Origin of the sequence: Bifidobacterium breve DSM 20213 = JCM 1192, from assembly GCF_001025175.1 — a bacterium.
Lineage (GTDB): Bacteria > Actinomycetota > Actinomycetes > Actinomycetales > Bifidobacteriaceae > Bifidobacterium > Bifidobacterium breve.
Map to the genome: position 1 here is coordinate 1,326,260 of NZ_AP012324.1, position 17,188 is coordinate 1,343,447.

16 protein-coding genes are annotated in these 17,188 nt (G+C 65.0%); all 16 read right to left on the reverse strand.

Features of this window, described 5'->3' with window-relative positions; all coding sequences use genetic code 11:
• Nucleotides 1-13: 13 nt before the first annotated feature.
• The gene (locus BBBR_RS05780) at nucleotides 14-553 is read right to left on the reverse strand and encodes a hypothetical protein (protein ID WP_003830702.1); all 540 of its coding nucleotides are present in this window, start codon (nucleotides 551-553) and stop codon (nucleotides 14-16) included.
• A 14-nt stretch (nucleotides 554-567) separates the two neighbouring features.
• Entirely contained in the window at nucleotides 568-2,271 is a 1,704-nt protein-coding gene (locus tag BBBR_RS05785; protein ID WP_003830701.1) for a lytic transglycosylase domain-containing protein, read from the reverse strand.
• 4 nt (nucleotides 2,272-2,275) lie between these two features.
• Nucleotides 2,276-4,669 (reverse strand): VirB4-like conjugal transfer ATPase, CD1110 family, encoded by a 2,394-nt coding sequence (locus tag BBBR_RS05790; RefSeq protein ID WP_003830700.1) that lies wholly within the window; start codon nucleotides 4,667-4,669, stop codon nucleotides 2,276-2,278.
• Nucleotides 4,670-4,672: 3 nt separating this feature from the next.
• On the reverse strand, nucleotides 4,673-5,023 hold the full coding sequence (locus BBBR_RS05795) for a PrgI family protein (protein ID WP_003830699.1): 351 nt from the start codon (nucleotides 5,021-5,023) through the stop codon (nucleotides 4,673-4,675).
• A 31-nt stretch (nucleotides 5,024-5,054) separates the two neighbouring features.
• On the reverse strand, nucleotides 5,055-5,900 hold the full coding sequence (locus BBBR_RS05800) for a type IV secretion system protein (RefSeq protein ID WP_003830698.1): 846 nt from the start codon (nucleotides 5,898-5,900) through the stop codon (nucleotides 5,055-5,057).
• A gap of 14 nt (nucleotides 5,901-5,914) precedes the next feature.
• Complete coding sequence (locus BBBR_RS05805; protein WP_003817136.1) at nucleotides 5,915-6,148, reverse strand: hypothetical protein; 234 nt, start codon at nucleotides 6,146-6,148, stop codon at nucleotides 5,915-5,917.
• A 363-nt stretch (nucleotides 6,149-6,511) separates the two neighbouring features.
• On the reverse strand, nucleotides 6,512-11,899 hold the full coding sequence (locus BBBR_RS05810) for an LPXTG cell wall anchor domain-containing protein (RefSeq protein WP_225851443.1): 5,388 nt from the start codon (nucleotides 11,897-11,899) through the stop codon (nucleotides 6,512-6,514).
• 333 nt (nucleotides 11,900-12,232) lie between these two features.
• Nucleotides 12,233-13,291 carry an FIVAR domain-containing protein gene (locus BBBR_RS05815; protein WP_019727507.1) on the reverse strand — a complete coding sequence of 353 codons (1,059 nt, stop codon included), beginning with the start codon at nucleotides 13,289-13,291 and terminating at the stop codon, nucleotides 12,233-12,235.
• 34 nt (nucleotides 13,292-13,325) lie between these two features.
• Nucleotides 13,326-13,799, reverse strand: a complete 474-nt coding sequence (locus BBBR_RS05820; RefSeq protein ID WP_003830693.1) for a WhiB family transcriptional regulator — start codon at nucleotides 13,797-13,799, stop codon at nucleotides 13,326-13,328.
• A 27-nt stretch (nucleotides 13,800-13,826) separates the two neighbouring features.
• Nucleotides 13,827-14,099, reverse strand: coding sequence for a hypothetical protein (locus BBBR_RS05825; protein WP_003830692.1), 273 nt, complete (start codon nucleotides 14,097-14,099; stop codon nucleotides 13,827-13,829).
• Nucleotides 14,100-14,104: 5 nt separating this feature from the next.
• On the reverse strand, nucleotides 14,105-14,770 hold the full coding sequence (locus BBBR_RS05830) for a ParA family protein (RefSeq protein ID WP_019727506.1): 666 nt from the start codon (nucleotides 14,768-14,770) through the stop codon (nucleotides 14,105-14,107).
• 112 nt (nucleotides 14,771-14,882) lie between these two features.
• Nucleotides 14,883-15,380 carry a WhiB family transcriptional regulator gene (locus BBBR_RS05835; protein ID WP_003830690.1) on the reverse strand — a complete coding sequence of 166 codons (498 nt, stop codon included), beginning with the start codon at nucleotides 15,378-15,380 and terminating at the stop codon, nucleotides 14,883-14,885.
• The gene (locus tag BBBR_RS05840) at nucleotides 15,377-15,631 is read right to left on the reverse strand and encodes a hypothetical protein (RefSeq protein WP_003830689.1); all 255 of its coding nucleotides are present in this window, start codon (nucleotides 15,629-15,631) and stop codon (nucleotides 15,377-15,379) included. Before BBBR_RS05840 ends, BBBR_RS05835 begins: the two co-directional genes overlap by 4 nt.
• Nucleotides 15,628-15,894 (reverse strand): hypothetical protein, encoded by a 267-nt coding sequence (locus BBBR_RS11135; protein ID WP_003830688.1) that lies wholly within the window; start codon nucleotides 15,892-15,894, stop codon nucleotides 15,628-15,630. The genes BBBR_RS05840 and BBBR_RS11135 overlap by 4 nt, the downstream gene beginning before the upstream one ends.
• Nucleotides 15,894-16,757: a helix-turn-helix domain-containing protein gene (locus tag BBBR_RS05845; RefSeq protein WP_003830687.1), complete on the reverse strand. Its 864-nt coding sequence runs from the start codon at nucleotides 16,755-16,757 to the stop codon at nucleotides 15,894-15,896. The genes BBBR_RS11135 and BBBR_RS05845 overlap by 1 nt, the downstream gene beginning before the upstream one ends.
• Complete coding sequence (locus BBBR_RS10910) at nucleotides 16,754-16,909, reverse strand: hypothetical protein (RefSeq protein WP_003830686.1); 156 nt, start codon at nucleotides 16,907-16,909, stop codon at nucleotides 16,754-16,756. Before BBBR_RS10910 ends, BBBR_RS05845 begins: the two co-directional genes overlap by 4 nt.
• Nucleotides 16,910-17,188: the final 279 nt, after the last annotated feature.

The following is a 17,188-nucleotide window of genomic DNA, read 5'->3' on the forward strand; positions in this document are numbered from 1 at the left end:
TCGTTTGCCTTCATCACTTTTGTTCCTCTGGTTTGCCTTCATGCACCCGGTATCCGCCTTCCAATGGGCCCTTGACCGCCGTGCATCGCCAGCCGTCGTCAGTGAGCGTGTAGTCAAGCACCCAGGATGCCTCCAGCCCGGTGGATACGGCGCATGTCGCCACCCGCCGCCCCGTGGACACGGGGAAGCCGGTGAACTCGGTCTCGGGCAATGGCTGCGGGGCTATGGATGATGCCGGTATGTCGAGGCCGGCGGCATCCGGCGTGAAGTATTCGCCTTCGAGTTGGCCTCGTTCGTCGCCCATGTAGACGCCGAGCGCTTTCGGCGCGAGGTCGGCGCACGGATCATCCTCCGTCGGCGTCGCCGGCTCGGTCTCTTCGTCTCCAGCCGTTTTTTGTCCGGGTTCGGTTTTCGTTCGCGGCCGGGCGACGGTGCTTTGCGTGTCCTCCGCGGTTCCGTTGCCGGCGCATATCACCGCGACGTTTCCTCCCAGGATGAGGAGCGCGACCGCAAATCCCGTCGCGGCGATGATCCTGTTCCTCTTTGGTTCCATGCTTGGTTTTCCTTTCAGTGGATGTAGCGGACGCCACTTCCGGCTGCGGCCAGTTGGGAGGCGCTGATTTCGCGTGTGGATACGACGCCGAGGCCAAGCGCGTTGGACTCGCTGATCAGGATCGACCCGTCCCCGCGGACCTCCTCGACCATGGCGACATGCCCGTAGCCGGCGGACGCGCCCAATACTCCCGGTTGGAACACGATGACGCTGCCGGCGGATGGGGAGCCGTCCACCGTGTAGCCGGCCGACGCCGCGGAACCTGCCCATGTGGCGGCGTTGCCCCACCCTGGTATCGGTTTTCCTATGTCGGCTCTTCTGGTCGCGGCCCACCAGGTGCACTGCCCCCATGGGTATCTCGTGTCCGGCGTGATGCCGGCCGTGGACACGATGCCGCCGGAGACCGTCAGTTTCGGTTCGAGGGAGCCGACCGTGCCACCCTCGGCGGTCCCCGTTGCGGTGTATTTGGTCGCTGCGAGTTCCTTGATCCGCCGCACATAGTTGATGGTTTCCTCGAAGGGCGGCACCATGCCGTATCTGAGCACGCTGCCGAGGCCAGCGTTGTACGCCGCGAGGGTCAGCTCCAACGTGTCGCCGGTCAGTTTCCCGGACTTCTTAGCCGTCTCGACCTGCGAGGCGAGGCCGCACATGTAGTTGCCCTGGCTCCAGATCGCGTCGTGCGGGTTCCAGATGTCGGCCTTGCCGTCTCCGTCGCCGTCCTTGCCTGCGGACGCCCAGGTGGACGGCATGAACTGTGCGATGCCCTGCGCTCCGGCGGAGCTGCCGGCCTTCGGATTCCAATTGGACTCCTGGTCGATCTGGGCGGCGATGATGCTCGGCGTGACGACCTGGCAGATGGATCCGGCGCGGATCACGTCGGTCTCGTATTCCGTGGGAACGCCCGTGACCGTGGATTCGCTGGCGTTGGATCCGAGGAACGCGCCCATGGCGGCCAGGAGCACGCCGAGCACCGCGAGCATGGCCGCGATGACGGGCATGATGGGAAGGCTGATGGAGGCGGCTCCCGCGATGACGCGGGACGCGGCCATGCGCACGAAGTTCGCGGCGACGCGAGCGGCGCGCATGGCGGCCTGTCCGGTGGCTTTCACGCTGCGTACCGCCTTGACGGGCGCGCGGCGGTGCCGCCAGATGAATTTGGCCGACGAGTTGACGCCCTTCACGCCCGCCCGTGCCGCTTTGAAGGACAGGTCGCGTGTGGTGCTTCCCAGCTTCGACGCGAAATCGTCGTCGGCAGCGGTGAGCCTCGCGCCGGCTTCGTCCATCCAGCCCATGCCGGTGGATCCCATCCGTTTGACGCTACGGCCGGCTTTCCCAAGGCCCGCGCCTATGTGCTTGCCGATCCGCTTGCTCGCCTTGCCTTTCGCGGCAAACTTGCCTATCTTCTCGCTGGGCTTCGCCTCGGACAGCGCCTTGGGTTTGCCGGCCGTCTTGCGCATTCCCTTGCCAGACCGCAGGGCGCGTTTGCCGCGGTTCATGATGCGCCGCGCCTTGCCGGCCGTCCAGCCCACGCCGTGCATGGTGGAGGACATGCCGTGCATGCCGGCGCGTCCCGCCATCTCGGCGGTGGTGTGGCCCATGGAGTCGGCGATGTCGGTCCGGTCCGAGCCGAACTGGGCGGCGCTGGACACCACGCCGGTGGCCGCGCGTCCGATGCGGGCGCGTGTGCCTCCGGCGTGGTGGGCTTGGGTTCCGCTCATGCGTTTACTTTCCTTCCTGGAAGGTCGTGGAGTACAGCCGGTAGAGGTCGCCGCCCGCGGGGATGCGCCCGTCGAACGGCACGTAGGCGCTGCCGATCTTCATGAGTCCCTGGCCGGGCAGCACGCCGGTGAAGTACTGGCGCTGCTCCTCGCTCAGGGTCAGCAGCTCGCACAGGGCGTCCGCGTCGGTGCTGTTCTGGCTCAGGAGCATGAGGAAATCGCTGTTGGACAGCATCTCGCGCGCGTCCTGGAGGTCGAGGATCTCCTCGACGTTCTGCGTGATGCCGGTGACGCCGAGCCCGTATTTGCGGGCGCGCTTGTAGATGTCCTTGAACTGGGCAGCGGCGTACTGGTTGGAGAAAAAGCGGTGGAACTCGTCGACGTACAGCCAGGTGCGCCGCCCGTTGGCCTTGTTGCGGATGACGCGGTTCCACACCTGGTCGATGACGACCATCATGCCGAACGTGCGCAGCTCGCCGGACAGGCCGGACACGTCGAACACGGTGAACCGGTTGGACAGGTCCACGTTGGTCTGCCCGTTGAAGCCGCTCATGGAGCCGGTGATGTACGGGTTGAGCGCGTCGGCAAGGTACCGGCTCACCTGGTCGCCGCCCGCCTGCAATTCGTCGTGCAGGTCCTGCAATGTGGGCTGGACCACTCCCCCGCCCTGGTTGCGGTAACGCGTGTACAGGTTGCTGACGCACTGGTCGACGAGTCCCTTCTGGAGCGGGTCGAGGCCGTCGATGCCGCCTATGAGCGCGCCGATCATGGAGACCACGTTGTTGGTCTTGTCCTTGACGGGGTCGGAGGCCGAGTCGTCCTCCAGGACGATGTCCATCGGGTTGACGCGCGTGCCGGTGCCGGCGCTGATCTGGATGATCTGTCCGCCGAACGCGGCCGCGAGGGCGAGGTATTCGCGTTCCGGGTCGATGACGATGACCTCGTCGTCACGGTTGAGGAACATGCCGGCGATCTCCTGTTTGACGGTGAAGGATTTGCCGCCGCCGGACGTGCCGAGCACGAATCCGTTGGAGTTCATGTGGCTGCGCCGGTCCGCGAGGATCGGGTTGCCACTCCTCGCGTTGCTTCCGTAGAACAGGCCGTGCGGCTCGAACACCTCCTGCGTGGTGAACGGGATGAGGATGGCCGCGCTGTTCGTGGTCAGGGTGCGTTTCATGGGCAGAGGGTTGTTGCCCAGCGGCAGTTCGGCCGTCAGTCCCTCCATCTGCATGAACTTGAGGCTCTCGGCCGTGCAGGACTGCGCGTTGACCTTGGCCTTCACGTTCCTGCACGCGACTTCCAGCTCCTCCTGGCTTGCCGCGGACACTCCGATCACGATGATCGAGTCCACGAGCCTCTGGTTGGTGGAGCGCAGCTCGTCGCGCAGTTGGCCGAGCTGTTCCTGCTGGTCGGCGAGGTCGTCGGGAAGGTCGTCGGGGTCGAGGCCCTGCTTGCGGTTCTTGCGCCGCTGGTCCATGATCTGCATCTTGACCTCGGCGTTCTTGCGTCGCACGAGCGTCATGCTTTCGCCGCGGTCCATGGGCGCGAGGTGGATGCTCACGTCGACGCGGGCGCGCAGTCCGGTCAGGTCGTTGACCAGCTGGTCGGACAGTTCCGGCGGCAGGCTGGACACCCACATGGTGCGGTGCAGGTATTTCGAGTCCAGGGATTCGATGTCGAGCATGGTCGGGTTGCGCGCGTCGATGCTCCACGGGCACACGAGGTCCTTGGTGTCGGGTTTGCCGGGCTGATGCTCGAAGCGGCGTTCGTCGAACCGGAACTCTTCTCCGGGGCGGAGCACCTCGGCCATGAGGCGCAGCCGGTGCTCGCGGTCGAGGCGGGTGGCCTTGCATACGTCGATGGAGCGCATCTGGCTGACGAGGTTGTTGCACAGGGCGTTGAGGTTCGCGACGGCGGCCTGCTCGTCGCTTTCGCGGACGGTGACGGTCAGGGTCTTGACGGTGCTGGTGTTGCGGCTGACGGATTCGAGTTTGCCTTGGGCGAGGCGGTTGTAGTCGAGCCTGTAGTGGTCGAGGCTGTCGCCGGTCTCGTCCATCATCACGTCGGCGAGGAGTTCGCGTACGCCGCGTGAGCGCGTGTAGGAGGCGATCTGCACGCTTTGCCCGGCCTCGAAGCTGTTGATGAGCTTGGCCCACCGGTCGATGATCTCCATCTGATGAGATTCCGGGCTCAGCTGGTAGTTGATGTCCTGGAAGAGGATGGTGGCGCTCCACCGTCCGTCGCCCAGGCTGGCGATCCCGTTGCGCAGCATGGCGTCGTATCCGATGAGCTGTTTGACGCCTTTCGGCAGACGCGTCGCCTTCTTTCTCCGTGCCTTCGCCCTGGCTTCGGCACCACCTTCGTCCGACGCGACCGGGGGTTTCTTCTTTCCGAACATTCCTCACCTTTCCTTGATCGTTGGTTTCACGCCGGTGCGGTATGGTCTTCCCGGACCGTCGAGCAGGTAGACCTCGCGCTGCGTGTAGTGGCGCAGGATGTATTTCAGGTATTTCTCGGGCATGAGGCCCTTTGGCCTCACCCATCCCCATACGGCTATGGGCAGGCCGGGCGGGAAGATCAGGTACATGGCGAGGTTGGGGTCCATGCCCAGCCCGAGCCACAGTCCGACGTATCCTCCCCCGCACACGATGGCGAGGATGACGGCGGCGAGGCACTGCCTCCAGCTCATTCCCATGAACACCTTCGATTCGATGGTGGTCAGTTCCCTGTAGACGGGCATCTGCAACGCCATGATTGCTTCCTTTCGTGGATTGCGTTGTGTTTCATTCGCCGCCGAAGAGCTTCTTGGCGACGGAGTTGGCCGCCATGACGATGCCGATGAGCATGACGCTCGCCAGGAGCAGGCCGGTGAAGTTGTCCATCACCCAGCCGGAGAGGCTGTCGCCGTCCTTGAACTTGCTCGGGTTGAGCGTGCCGCCCACGAGCGTGCGGTACATGAGGATCGCCAGATACAGGGTCGCGCATTGGAACACCAGCGACGCATACTGTTTGAAGTAGTTGATGCCCCACTGGCGGGTCTCCTCCTGGGCGATGAACGCGATCGGCAGCGGGTTGAACGCGGTGAGCATGTATATCTGCACGAAACGCAGGAGGATGACGACGGTGACGACGATGGTCGCGCCCTTGGAGACGAGGAACGGGATGAGCAGCAGGATCAGGCACGGTATCTGGCCCATCCAGCCGGCGGAGTCGATGGCGTCGCGCATGCTGTCGCCAAGGCCGAGGCCCGACGACGCGCCGGTGGTGGGCGCCGCCGAATGGATGCCGCCTAGCACGCTGTCGCCGATCTCGTCGATGGCCTGGAGCATGAGCTCGCTGTGCTGGGCCGCGGTGAACACGAGCGTGAGCTTGAACATCGCCATGGCGACGAGCTTGACGCCCAGCTCGCGGTCGCCGTCCGCCCGGGTGCTGACCCTGGCGAGTTCCAGGACGCACATGATCGCCAGTATCGTGCTGGCTATGGGTTTGACCGCCGAGCGGGCGACGGTCAGGCTCAGCTGGTACATGCCCGCGTTGTATTCGGCGGGGGTCTTCAGCAGGTCGGCCACGAGGTCGTCGCCGACGCCGGACCCTATCGAGTTGAGGATGCCGACGATGAAATCGACCATGCGTGGCCTCCCGTCTACAGGGCGATGTTGGAGAACAGGGCCGCGGCCGCGATGATCAGGCCGCCGCCGACGACCTGCCAGACGCCCGACTGGGTGGCGGGGCCGTTCTGGTCCTTCAGTCCTCCGGCCAGGGTGACCACGCCCCACACGGCCCACAGGCCGCCGCCGATGATGGCGAACTGGCTGAAAAGCTGCAACGCGCTGGTGACGACGCTGCCGCTGTCTGCCGCGATGGTGATTCCGTACATGATGTTTTCCTTTCGACTTGTTTTGGATGACATGACCACGGTATGGCTGTCGAGAAGGCTCCGGTTTGGACGTTCCCGACGAAACCGAAGAGGCTCGGACGATGGTATGGAAAAGGCCCCGCCGACCGTTCGCCGGTGGGGCCGGGTCCCGCCGGCGCGCGCCGGGCTTCGAGTGCCATGGTTCCACGGGTTCACGGGTTCCGGGCATGGGAAAGGCCCTCCGCCGGGAGAGGCTGGCGAAGGGCCTGGGGGTTCGCACGCCGTCCGGGGCACGGGATTCGGAAGGTATGCCCCTTTCCGGCATGTGAAGTCGATGGAGGGCGTCCCGGCCGTCATCGGACGACGAGGCCGGAACGCCACGGGTCACTTGCCCGCGTTCACGGCCGTGTGGCGGCCGGAACCCTGTGCGCAGTGGCGCTTGCGGAACACGAGCAGGGAGCCGCCGGCGAGCAGCACCGCCAGGGCGCCGCCGGCAAGGCCGAGCACGGCCGTGCCGGTGGAGGCCAACGGCTTGGCACGGTATCCGTTCCAGTCGTCCGTGTTGGATTCCACGGTGGTGTCCTCGCACAGGGTCCTGTCGCCGACCTTGACCTGCTTGAGGCCGGTCGTGTCGGACGCGTCGCCGTCGACCTTCGTGTCGCCGGTCTGGTTGCCGTCGGTGGACTGCTGGCCGCCGAACTGGTCGGTGACGGGGCATTCGACGAGCGGCGTGCCGGTGACCTTGACACGGTCGGTGTGCTTGCCGCCCTGCTCGACGCCCTTGAGGGTGCCGGTGATGATGGTGGATTCGCCGGGCTTGAGCACGAGGGTGTCCCAGTTGTCCGGATACTTCAGGTCCGTGACGTCGCCCTCGCCCGCGATGGTCCTGTCGACCATCTTGAGGTCCTTGGCGAGATACCAGGCGCCCTCACCGGTCGAGGAGTCCGTCTTGGACGTGTTGGTGATCTTGAACGCGATCTGCTGGCTGTCGCCGGCCATCTTCAACGCGTCCTTCACGTCGTCGCGGTCGCCGGCCTGTTCGCCGGAGGCCACGTCGTACTTCTCGATGTGGATCGACGGGGTCATGTCCGGAGTGCGGGTCCACACGATGTTGGATTCGAGCTCCTTGTCGTTGAAGTATTCGGTGAACCGGTTTTCGACGCGGTCGGAGACCTTCAGGCGCTTGCACTGGATGTACGCGCGCCAGCCGTTCTCGTGGCTATTGTCCGCGGACACGAGGGTACGGTACGCTTCGGTCGCTTCGACGGTGACCACGCCGTTGGCGTCGGCCGCGGCGTCGAACAGGTCGCCGCCGAACTTCGAGGAGTCGAAGCCGCTGCCGGCGAGCTTGTCGCCCTTCGCGGCGATCACCTTGCCGTCCCTGTACAGGTCACGGCTCGCGTACACGGCCCACTGGCCCGTGTACTGGTCGTACTCGGTGTTCAGCGGGTCCACGATCCTCCACTGGTCGACCCGCGGGTAGGCGCGGCCGGCCGGGATGATGGAGCTGTCGAACAGGTAGAGGAACGTGCGGTCCTTGTACACGCTCCTGCCGTCGATGCTTTCGCCGCCGACCTTGACGGTCACGTCCTTGGCGGGGTTGATTTCCTTGAGCGGGTTGGACACCTCGTTGGTTTCCCGGGTCAGGTCGTTGGTGACCTGGATGGCCTTGTTCCTCACCGTGTAGCCGTCCTCGACCTTGACGACCTTGTACGGCATGACGATCCGGTATTCCTGGCCGAGGAGGTTCTGGTCGATGCTCGGATCGGAAAGCGGATCATGCTTGGACGAGGACGCGTAGGCGGCGAGGTCCGTCGGCTGGGGATCGCCCTTCACGGTGACGCCCTTCTTCGGAATCCACGTGTCCACGGTCTTCGCGTACACGTACGCGACGCCGTCCTTGATCTGGATGTTGAACTTGCCGGTCACGTCCTGGCCCTTGGAGTCGAGTACTTCGATCTTGGTTCCGTCGATGGCGAGATGCTCGTCGTCGAAATCATCGGTGATGCCGGCCTTCCACACGCGGTACGCGTTGTTGGTCTGCTTCAGGTCGAGGGTGACGACGTAGTTGCCGGTGTCGCCCAGCAGCATGGTCTTCCCGTCGATGCTGACGGACGGGTCGCCCTGCTCCTTGGACTGGTTGTCCTTCTTGGAGGGATCATGCTTCGGGGGTAGGTTGTCGACGATGTTGGACGGGGTGATCGAATTGTTCAGGGTGAGCATCCACTGGTTGTCCACCCTGCGGTCGGTCGGTGCGTCCTTCGCGACGGTGCCTTCGAAACGGACCTGGACCTGCGGGTGGGAGCCGGCCCGCCAGTGTTCGGCCACGTACTTGTCGGAGTACGTGATGGTGAACTGGTGGTTGGCGTTGTCCCAGGCGACGGTGTAGTCGCCTTCGACGCCCATCTGCGGATCACTGGTGGTCAGCTGGTCGCCGGTGGCGAGGTCGGTGACCTCCAGGGTCTGCTGGTCGGGTTCGAGGTACCGGTCGTACGTGTCGGTGTCGCGGATGGACACGATGCGGTACGCGAGGTCCGACGGGATTTGAGGACGGGTGGTGAGCCTGTATTCGACCTTCTGGCCCGGATACACGACCTTGTCGTTCGCGTCGTTGTTCGCGCCGCCCTGGCTGCCTTCGGCGACGACCTTCTTGACGACCGGCGGAACGTAGCCGCAGATGTACGGCTCGTTGGTCGGCTGGGACTCGTGGTTGACCTTCTCGGAACCCTTGTTGGTCAGTTTCGACCCGTCTGGATTCTCGCAGAACGTGAGCTCGTCGCCCGCGTTCTTCCCGAAGTCCTTGCGGACCTGGGCCGCGCCCTTGCCGTTCGCGAAGTTCACGACGCCCGGCAGGAGCAGGCTGATCTGCTTCGGATTCTTCAATCCGGCCTGCGCGGCACGGTATTCCGGCTTCGCGGTCGCGGTAACCTTGGTGCCCGCCACGGTGATGTCGAACTGGTCGGTCACGTCACGGCCCTTGTTCGCGATGTCCGCGACGGAGGACGCCGCGTCGGTCGTGGCGTCCGCCTCGTACACGCGGATCTGCGACTGGTCGGACGCGAGGTCCCAGATGTAGTCGGCGGTCGCGTAATCATCGGTCAGTTTGATGTCGGTGACCTTGACGAGGTCGGACGCGATGACGCCGTTGACGACGCTGGCGACCTGGTCGCCGTCGAGGAACTTCAACGTGTCGGCGCCGGTCTTGTTCGACCCGGTCGGATCGACCACGGCGGCCCACTTGCCGTCCTCGCCGAGACGGATCCAGCTCTTGTCCGGGTTCGGGCTCCACTCCTTGACGGGCGGCTCGTTGCCGGGCACGGTCTGCTGGTTCCACTTCTCCCAATCACCGTTGGTGAGCTGGACCTTCTGGCCGGCCTTGAGCACGTCCTTGAGGAACGTGCCCTTGATGGTCATGCGGACCTTGCGGTCGGCGGCCTGGTTGTAGGTCGTGTCGAGCAGCTCCTGCTTCGCGCTGACCCACACCCTGTCGTCCTGCTTGTGCACGTCGAACAGGTTCTTCGCGTCCTTGCCGTCGATGGTGACGGTCACGGTCGCGGAGTCGAGATCAATGTTCCTGGCGCTCTTGGAGAAATCATCGCCAAGCTCGTAGGAGCTCATCTTCCTGGCGAGGTTCCTGGGCAGCAGGCCGTTGACGGTCACGCCGAAATCGTCCTGCTGGACGAACGTGTGCGTGTCCGCGTTGACGTTGTTGGCCCACGCCGAGTCCTCGGCGTTCGCGGCCTGGCCCTGGTCGGCGCTCCATACCTTGTCGGGCTTCGGATTGCGCACCCAGACCGGCGGCTCGTTGGTCGGCCGGGATTCGTTGTTCCAGGTTTCGGTGGCCTTGTTGGTCAGTTTCTTCTGGTCGGCCGCGGCCTGGGCGTTCGGAACCTGCCTGACGATGCCGCCGATGTACAGTTTGACCTTGCGGTCGGCGGTGCCGAACGCGGTCTTCGTGAGGAACGACTGCTTCGCGGTCGCGGTGGTCGTGTGCTTCGCCGTGTCGATCGTGATGTCGAACTGGTCGGTCACGTCCTTGCCGTCCACGTACACCCTGACCTGGTCCTTGTGGTTCCAGTCGATCCACTGGGCCGACGCGGTCCAGTCGTCGGTGATCGAATAGGAGGTGAACGGGTTCAGGAGGTGGGCGGGGATGCGTCCGTTGACGACGGCGCCGATCGCGTCGCCGGTCACGAACGTGCGGTTGTCGCTGCCCTTGTCGTTCGTATGCTCCGGATCCTCGGCGTTCAACGCGCCGTTGGAGTCCAGCACCCACACCTTGTCGGGCTTCGGGGTGACCTTGCCGACCTGTTCGCTGTTGCCGGTCTGGCAGTGGCTCTTGTCCGTGCTGCCGTATTCGTCGCCGGTCCAGCAGGCCTGGCTATCGTCCGGAATGGTGTAGTCCGAACCGGTCGGGGTCGCGGACTGGGGCACGTTCAGCGTGTACTGTCCGGACGCGGGGTTCAACACGTGCGCCTTGACGATGCGCTTGCCCGGCTGGCTGTCATCGACCGTGATGTCGGCCTTGACGGCGTTGCCGTCCTGGTCGGTCACGGTGACCTTCGAAACGTCGTCCCTGTCGGTGCCGCCGATCAGGACCTTCTGCGCGGTCACGTCGATCGTGTCGTACAGCCAGAAATGCTCGCTCGCGTTCGACTGCGCGGCGATGTGCGCCGTGTACAAGGAACCGGGCGCGATCTGCTGCGCGTCGGAAGTGACCTGCTGGCCGGCCGCGTTGGTGAGCTTCTTCGACGGCGGGGTCGGTACCGGCTTCCAGGATTCCCTCGCATCGGCCGCGCCCGCATGGCCTGCGTCGGCCTTCATCTTGCCCTGCTTCGGGACGTTCACGTCGTAATAGTAGGAGCCGGCGGGCCAGGATTTCCATGTCTTGTCCACGTCCCTGAAACCGAACGACACGTTTTGGGTCGTGTTGTTGTCCTGCGTGAACTGTTTGGACGCGGTGCGGGTCGTGCCGTCCAGTCCGGTCCAATGCAGGGTGATGGTGCCCGTCACGTTCTCGCTGATCGAACTGTTGCCACGGCTCGTGGTGATCGCGTCGGACACGTCGCCGGTCGCGCCGGCCTGAGTGAACGTGCCGCCGGCCTGCGTGCTGACGGTCAGATCATAGTTCGGCGGCGCGGGCTGGTACTTGTCGAGCACGATGACCACGATCGACGGCTTCGAGGAAGCCCCCACATTACGACGCATGATCGCATCCACGCTGTTCGACGGATCATCCGAGAAACCATCAGATGTGCGGTAGCTCTGAGTACCCGCATAGTTATATGTGTTTGGCGCAACGTAGGTGTTCCAGTTGTCATACCAGCCGCCGGGCAAAGAGGGCGAATAGTAACCGGTGCCGTCGTAGATGAAGCTGCGGCCTGAGATGTAGGGCACCGCGCCGACGGCGACCACTCGGCAGTCACCATCGCCCTCGCCGGGATGGCGCTGCCGGAAACCGGTCTCGCATTCCGTGCGGGCCTGGTCCAATGCGGCCTGCGCCTTCGTGACGCCACCGCCCTGCAACGCGACGCCGGCATTGTTCATGGCGGTGCGCACCGAATCAAGACTCGTGGCCGGACCCCATGCGCCCGATGCGTCGTCCTTGTACTGCCAGAACTGCAACACGTCCATGTTTCCGCCCGCGCCGGGCTGGTTGCCGCCGCCACCGCCCGCGAACGCGGTCGATGCGACGACGCCGCCGGCACCAAGCGTGGCGATCGCAGCCACCGCCGCGACACCGGCCTTCATCATCTTCCTGCCAAAGTTCAAAATGAACCTCCGTTAACCTTGTCTGTTCATCCCCTCCCCTCAAACTTTCCGGTCATGGCCCCGCCGCCTTTTTTCAAGGGGTGGCGGGGCTTCCGACCGCAGGAATAACGGGAGGTAGCCGCCGGTTGGCCCGGCAGCCACCAACAAGCCTCACAGACGACACGCCGAACCACGGAGCATGGCGTCTACAAAAATCCGGAAGTATTTCCCGGCAACACGGATACACGGGAATGCGGGGACACGGGTTCACGGGGAAATGGGTTTCCTTTGCGAAATCCATGGAAAAGGCCCGTACCGGTTTCCCGATACGAGCCATAATCAGCCAATCGTCAATCAGTGATGAATCAAACCATCACTAGACGGCGGAGGGCAGCTATTGCCGCACCCGTGGCCTCCACTGAGGTTCGGCTTCGGGGCGGAGCCGCCGGCCGGGCCGGAGCCGGACGTGGAGCCGGAGCCGGTGCCGCCCGATGTGGTGCCACGGTATGTGTTGGAGCCGGAAGCGGAGCCTTCCGTGCGCCTGTACGCGCCGCCGGAGTAGGAGGAGCCGCCGTTGTAGGCGGATCGGGCCTGCGCCTGAGCCTGGGCGGCCGCTGCGGCGGCTTGCGCATCCGCGTCCGTCTTTGCCTGGACGCTCGCGTTCACGCCATTGATGGCATCCTCCACCGTCTTGCGCGCCCCGTCGATCTTCGCCGGATCGTTCCCGTCCTTCAGCCCGTTCGCCGCGTCGATGGCGTTCGACAATGCGTCGCGGGTGGCGTTGTCCGCGACCTTGCCGTCCGAATCCGCGAGCAGCTTCGACGCCTCGTCCAGCTTCGCCGTCAGATTCGTTTTCGCGGTTTCCAGGGTCTTCGCTGCCTTGGATTCGGTGACGGCCCTCACCGCCTTCGACAGGCTCTTCTCGTGGGTCCCGTACCAGTCGGCCTGTTCATTGAGCTTCACGGTGGCGGCATCCAGTCCTTGCGCGTCTTCGGCCACGCAGCCCTCGTATTCGGGCGCCATGGCCTTGAGCTCCTTGCCCAAGGATTCGACGGTCTTCGAGTCCTTGACCTGTTCGGCCCTGACGGCGGCGGCATCGGCGGCATCGCCGTTGAGCAGCGCGTTGTACTCGTTGGCATTGCTGCGCACGGTGTCGGCGGCGGCGCACGCCTCCTTGGCCTCGGCGAGCTTCGCGCCGCTGTAAGCGTTCCAGCCGACGACGCCGGCCGCGACCAGAATCACCGCGCAGACGGCCGCGACCAGGGGCGGCAGCCACTTCGGACACTTCCTTCCATCCTTGCTTGGCTCCGTGATGTTCTCGGCGGGTGTTTCGACGGGTTCGATGGCGCTGGTGGTCTTGCCGACCCCGCCCTTGAGGTTGACGAAGGCCACCTTTTTCGTGTTCGTGGTCATTGGGATTGTTCCTTTCATCTGTATCGGATTGCCTTCAGAAGAGGGTGTCCTGCATCGGTTCCTGTGTGGCGGCGGCCGGGGCCTTCGCCTTGCCGGTCGAGCGTGTGGCGGCGCGCCATCGTTGCTGGCGTGCGTTGCGCTGCTCGGTCTTGCGGCGTTTGCATTCCTTCTCGCGTGCCGCCGCCACGATCTCGGGGTTCTCGCGGATGTACCGGGCGAGCCGCCGTGCGGCGGTCGGGTCGTCGGGGTCGAACCGGAATCCGGCCTCCTGCGCGGTCTTCAGCACCTGGCGTCGGGCGCGCAGGGGCAGTCCGCCGTAGATGCCGTACTGGTCCCGGACCATGATGCCGAACGCGAGGCATTCGGCCCTGACCGGGCAGGCCTCGCAGATCCGCACCGCCGCACGGCGCAGATCGTATTGGCTTCGCTGGTTGGGAAGGTCGTCGGGCCCCCACATGCGGTCCGACCACGAGCCGGGGAAATCCGCGCACTCTCCCTTCAGGAACATTGTTCTCCTTGTTCATAGGTTCACAGCTTATTTCAAGCCCAGGTACGTTTCGAGGGCAGCATCGACCACTTCCTGAATGCGCATGTCATGCTCGGCGGCCCAGGTCTTGAGCCTGCGTCGGGTCGAGGCGCGCAGGCTCACGCTGGTCTTCACCCAGCCCTCCGCGTCGCTCGGTTTCACGGTCTTCCGGTTTTTCGGTATTTCGGTTTCCACCGATTCCGGTTTTCCGGTATCCGCCGGTGCCGGCCGGCCGCCGGTGAGCAGCATGGTCAGGTCGCGCGGACGGGGCGTCAAATTCATGTTCCTCACAGGTCCTCCCCCTTGAGCTGTCGCATGGTCCGCTTGAGTTCGGCTGCCAGGTCGCGGTACTCGTGCAGGCGGGACCCGCGGGGGCGGGTGGATTTCGCGTTGAGGATGTCCTGGCGTTTCGGGATCAGCGTCTCGAAGCACGCGATGCCCGCGTCGTCGATCCACGCCAGGGCGTCGCGCAGGGCGGTCGTGTTGGCCTCGGTGCGGCACAGGAGAATCGCGGCGGGGACGCCGCGCCGGTCGCACAGGTCCTTCACCCCGACGGCCTGGTCGAGGTCGATGCGGCTGGGGCTCGACGGGATGACCACGAGGTCCGCGTTGTTCACCGATTCGTCCAACGCGCGCCCGTACGGGGCGGAGTCGATCAGCACCCAGTCGACGGGGTCGTCGAGACGGTCGTTGATCCCGTGCAGGTGCGTGATGTCGGCCGGCGCGGCGGACATCACGTCGAACGGCAGCGGGTCGCCCAGCTCGGCGGCCCTGTACCACCAGTCCTTCGCGTCGCCCTGCACGTCCGCGTCGGCGACGAGCACATGCTGCTCGCCCCGGGACTGGTCCACGAGGGCGCAGGCCAGGAACACGGCGCTGGTGGTCTTCATGCTGCCGCCCTTGCCCGTCGCCAACGCGATCACCATCGGCTCGCGGTTCTTCTTGTCGTTCATCGGCTTCTCCTTATTTCGGTATGTCGGTATCCGGTTTTTCGGCATTCCGGTTAGTTGGTTTTTCGGTATTGCGGTTTATGCCGCGTCCCACGCGGATCACGACGGGAAGCGGTCAGAAGAGGCTGCCCTGGACCAGGCCCTTCGGCACGGGTTCGGTCGGAAGGGACAGCGGATCGTCGTGCGTGTATTCGCGGCGCGAGCGTTGGCGGCGTTTGGTCCGTCGCCAGTAGTCGCGGCCATCACGGCGCATGCGTTCGCCCCAGTCCGGATGTTCGGCCAGCCAGTCACGGACCCGACTCCGTGGGATCCGGTGCAGACCGCCGTCGGCGATGTGGAGGTCACGGGCGATCAGTCGGGCGAGGGTCCAGCGGCTCGCATAGTCGAGCCCGCCGTACACGGCCTTGTCCTTCCAGCCGTTGACGAGAGCGCGGCTGATGCAGTCGAGGCGCATGGGGCACGCGGCACACAGCACGCGGCCCTTGCCGCGCATCCGTTCGTCGACCAGGTCCCGGCCATCGTCGTCGGTCGTCGTGTTCCACATGCGATCCGCCATGGCCGGGTCGACCGCGGCGATTCTCGCGCAGGCCGGCATCATGTCCCGCCCGTTCATGGCCGCCGTCCTTGCGTCATCGGCGTCTTGCGGGCCTGGAGGCGTCCTATGGCGGTTTCGCCGGGATTGCGGGCGGCCCATGCCCGGGCGTATTGGATCAGCAGGCCGACGGCCTTGGGATGGCCGAGGCGCTTGTTGCGCCAGTAGACGGCATGCAGCTGCCAGATCAGGTCCCCATGCCCGTCGAGCTGCGGGTTGGCGAGGAGGAATTCGCTGAAGCCCGCCTCGGAACAGTCGATGCGCGTGATCATGCCGTCGCCTCCCCTCCGGCCGTCGCGTCCTGGCCGTCCAATTCGGCCAGCGTCTCCACGGCCCAGTCGGGCAGCCATGGCGCAGCATCCGGCTCCGGCACGGCCACCGGAACCGCCTGCGCGTGTGCGTCGCCGTCTGTGCGGCCGGCTGCGAGGATCATGTCGTCGTTGAGTTCGTCCCAGCGTCTGGCGAGGGCCCGGCCGGTGCGGATGCGTTTGGGCCACCAATCGCCGTTCATGGCGAAGCCGATCGCGCCGACCATCACAAGGGTGGGCCATTGCGCTCCCTGGTCGACGAGCCTGCGGTACAGGCCGATGATGGCCTTGCGGTCGGCTTTGGTCGGTGAGGGCGTGGCCAGGCCGAGCATCGAGCGCTGCACACCGAGCGAGGCGAGGACCCGTCCGGCCGCTTCGGCGATCTCGGTGTCGTCCTCGCCGAGTTGTTCGGTTTTATTTTTTCGGCGGCGGTCGCCCCGCTTGCGGGGAGATGCCCCGTAGGGGCAGAGGGGAAGGAGGGTTTACTCGGAGGGTTTACCTGGAGGGTTTTATCCTTATATAGCAGCCCTGCGAGATTTGCAGTGCTGGGGGTGCAGCTCTCGCAGTGCTGGAGGTGCGAGATTTGCAGTGCCGGTTCCGGGTCGTTTTCCAGCCCTGCGAGATTTGCAGTGCTGGGAATCGGCTTCGTTCCAGCGTTTTCCGGAGTCACGTCCTTGGATTCGCCGTTTTCCATGATGGTGGAGGCGGCAGGGTCCACGGTATTGCCCATGGTCTTCGGGTCGTGTTCCGCCGTGTGCGTCTCCTTGATCCATTCGAGGGTCGACGGGTCGGATTCGACCGCGAGGTCCCACACGATCTGGCAGTACTGGGGCAGACGGTTCCTGCCGCCCTTGCCGAGGCGCGCATACCGTTGGTCGCCACGGCGAATGAAGCCGCGCTCCTGAAGAGTCTTCAACGCGGCGCGCACGGTCCGTTCCGAGAGTTCGGTGACGTTGACGATGGTCGCGATCTTCGGATAGGCTGCGGTGCCGTCGTCGTCCGCGCGGTCCGCGAGGTAGACGAGCACGGCCTTCGCGCTGGCGTTGCCCACATGGCATTTGAAGGCCCAAGACAGTGCGATGTTGCTCACGGCCGCTCCTCCTCACGCTGCTGGGCGGCACGGCGTTCGTCGGCCAATCTGGCGGCCATCTCGTCGCCGAGACGTGCCGCCCGGCACAGGGCCAGCGTCATCAGCCATGAGAACGCGACGAACACGATCAATACGATTGCAAGCCAGTTCACGCGAGTCTCCCTTCCATGGACGGGTGCGCCATCATCGACGCCAGGCGACGGGAATCGACGGAGCCCGGACCGTTGTGGCGGGCGAATGCCACCACGACCGGGAACGTCCAAACCGGCGCCTGAAAATCCCGGTTACACTCGGGAAACACAGAGCAAGACATGCGGAATGCTTTAGTAAAGTCGTTCATGTGTGATCACTACTCCAAGACAATGCATTGGGCGGCCACGGACCGGGATCCGGCAAGATACGGGATCCGCGGCCGCTCGGAATATTGGTTG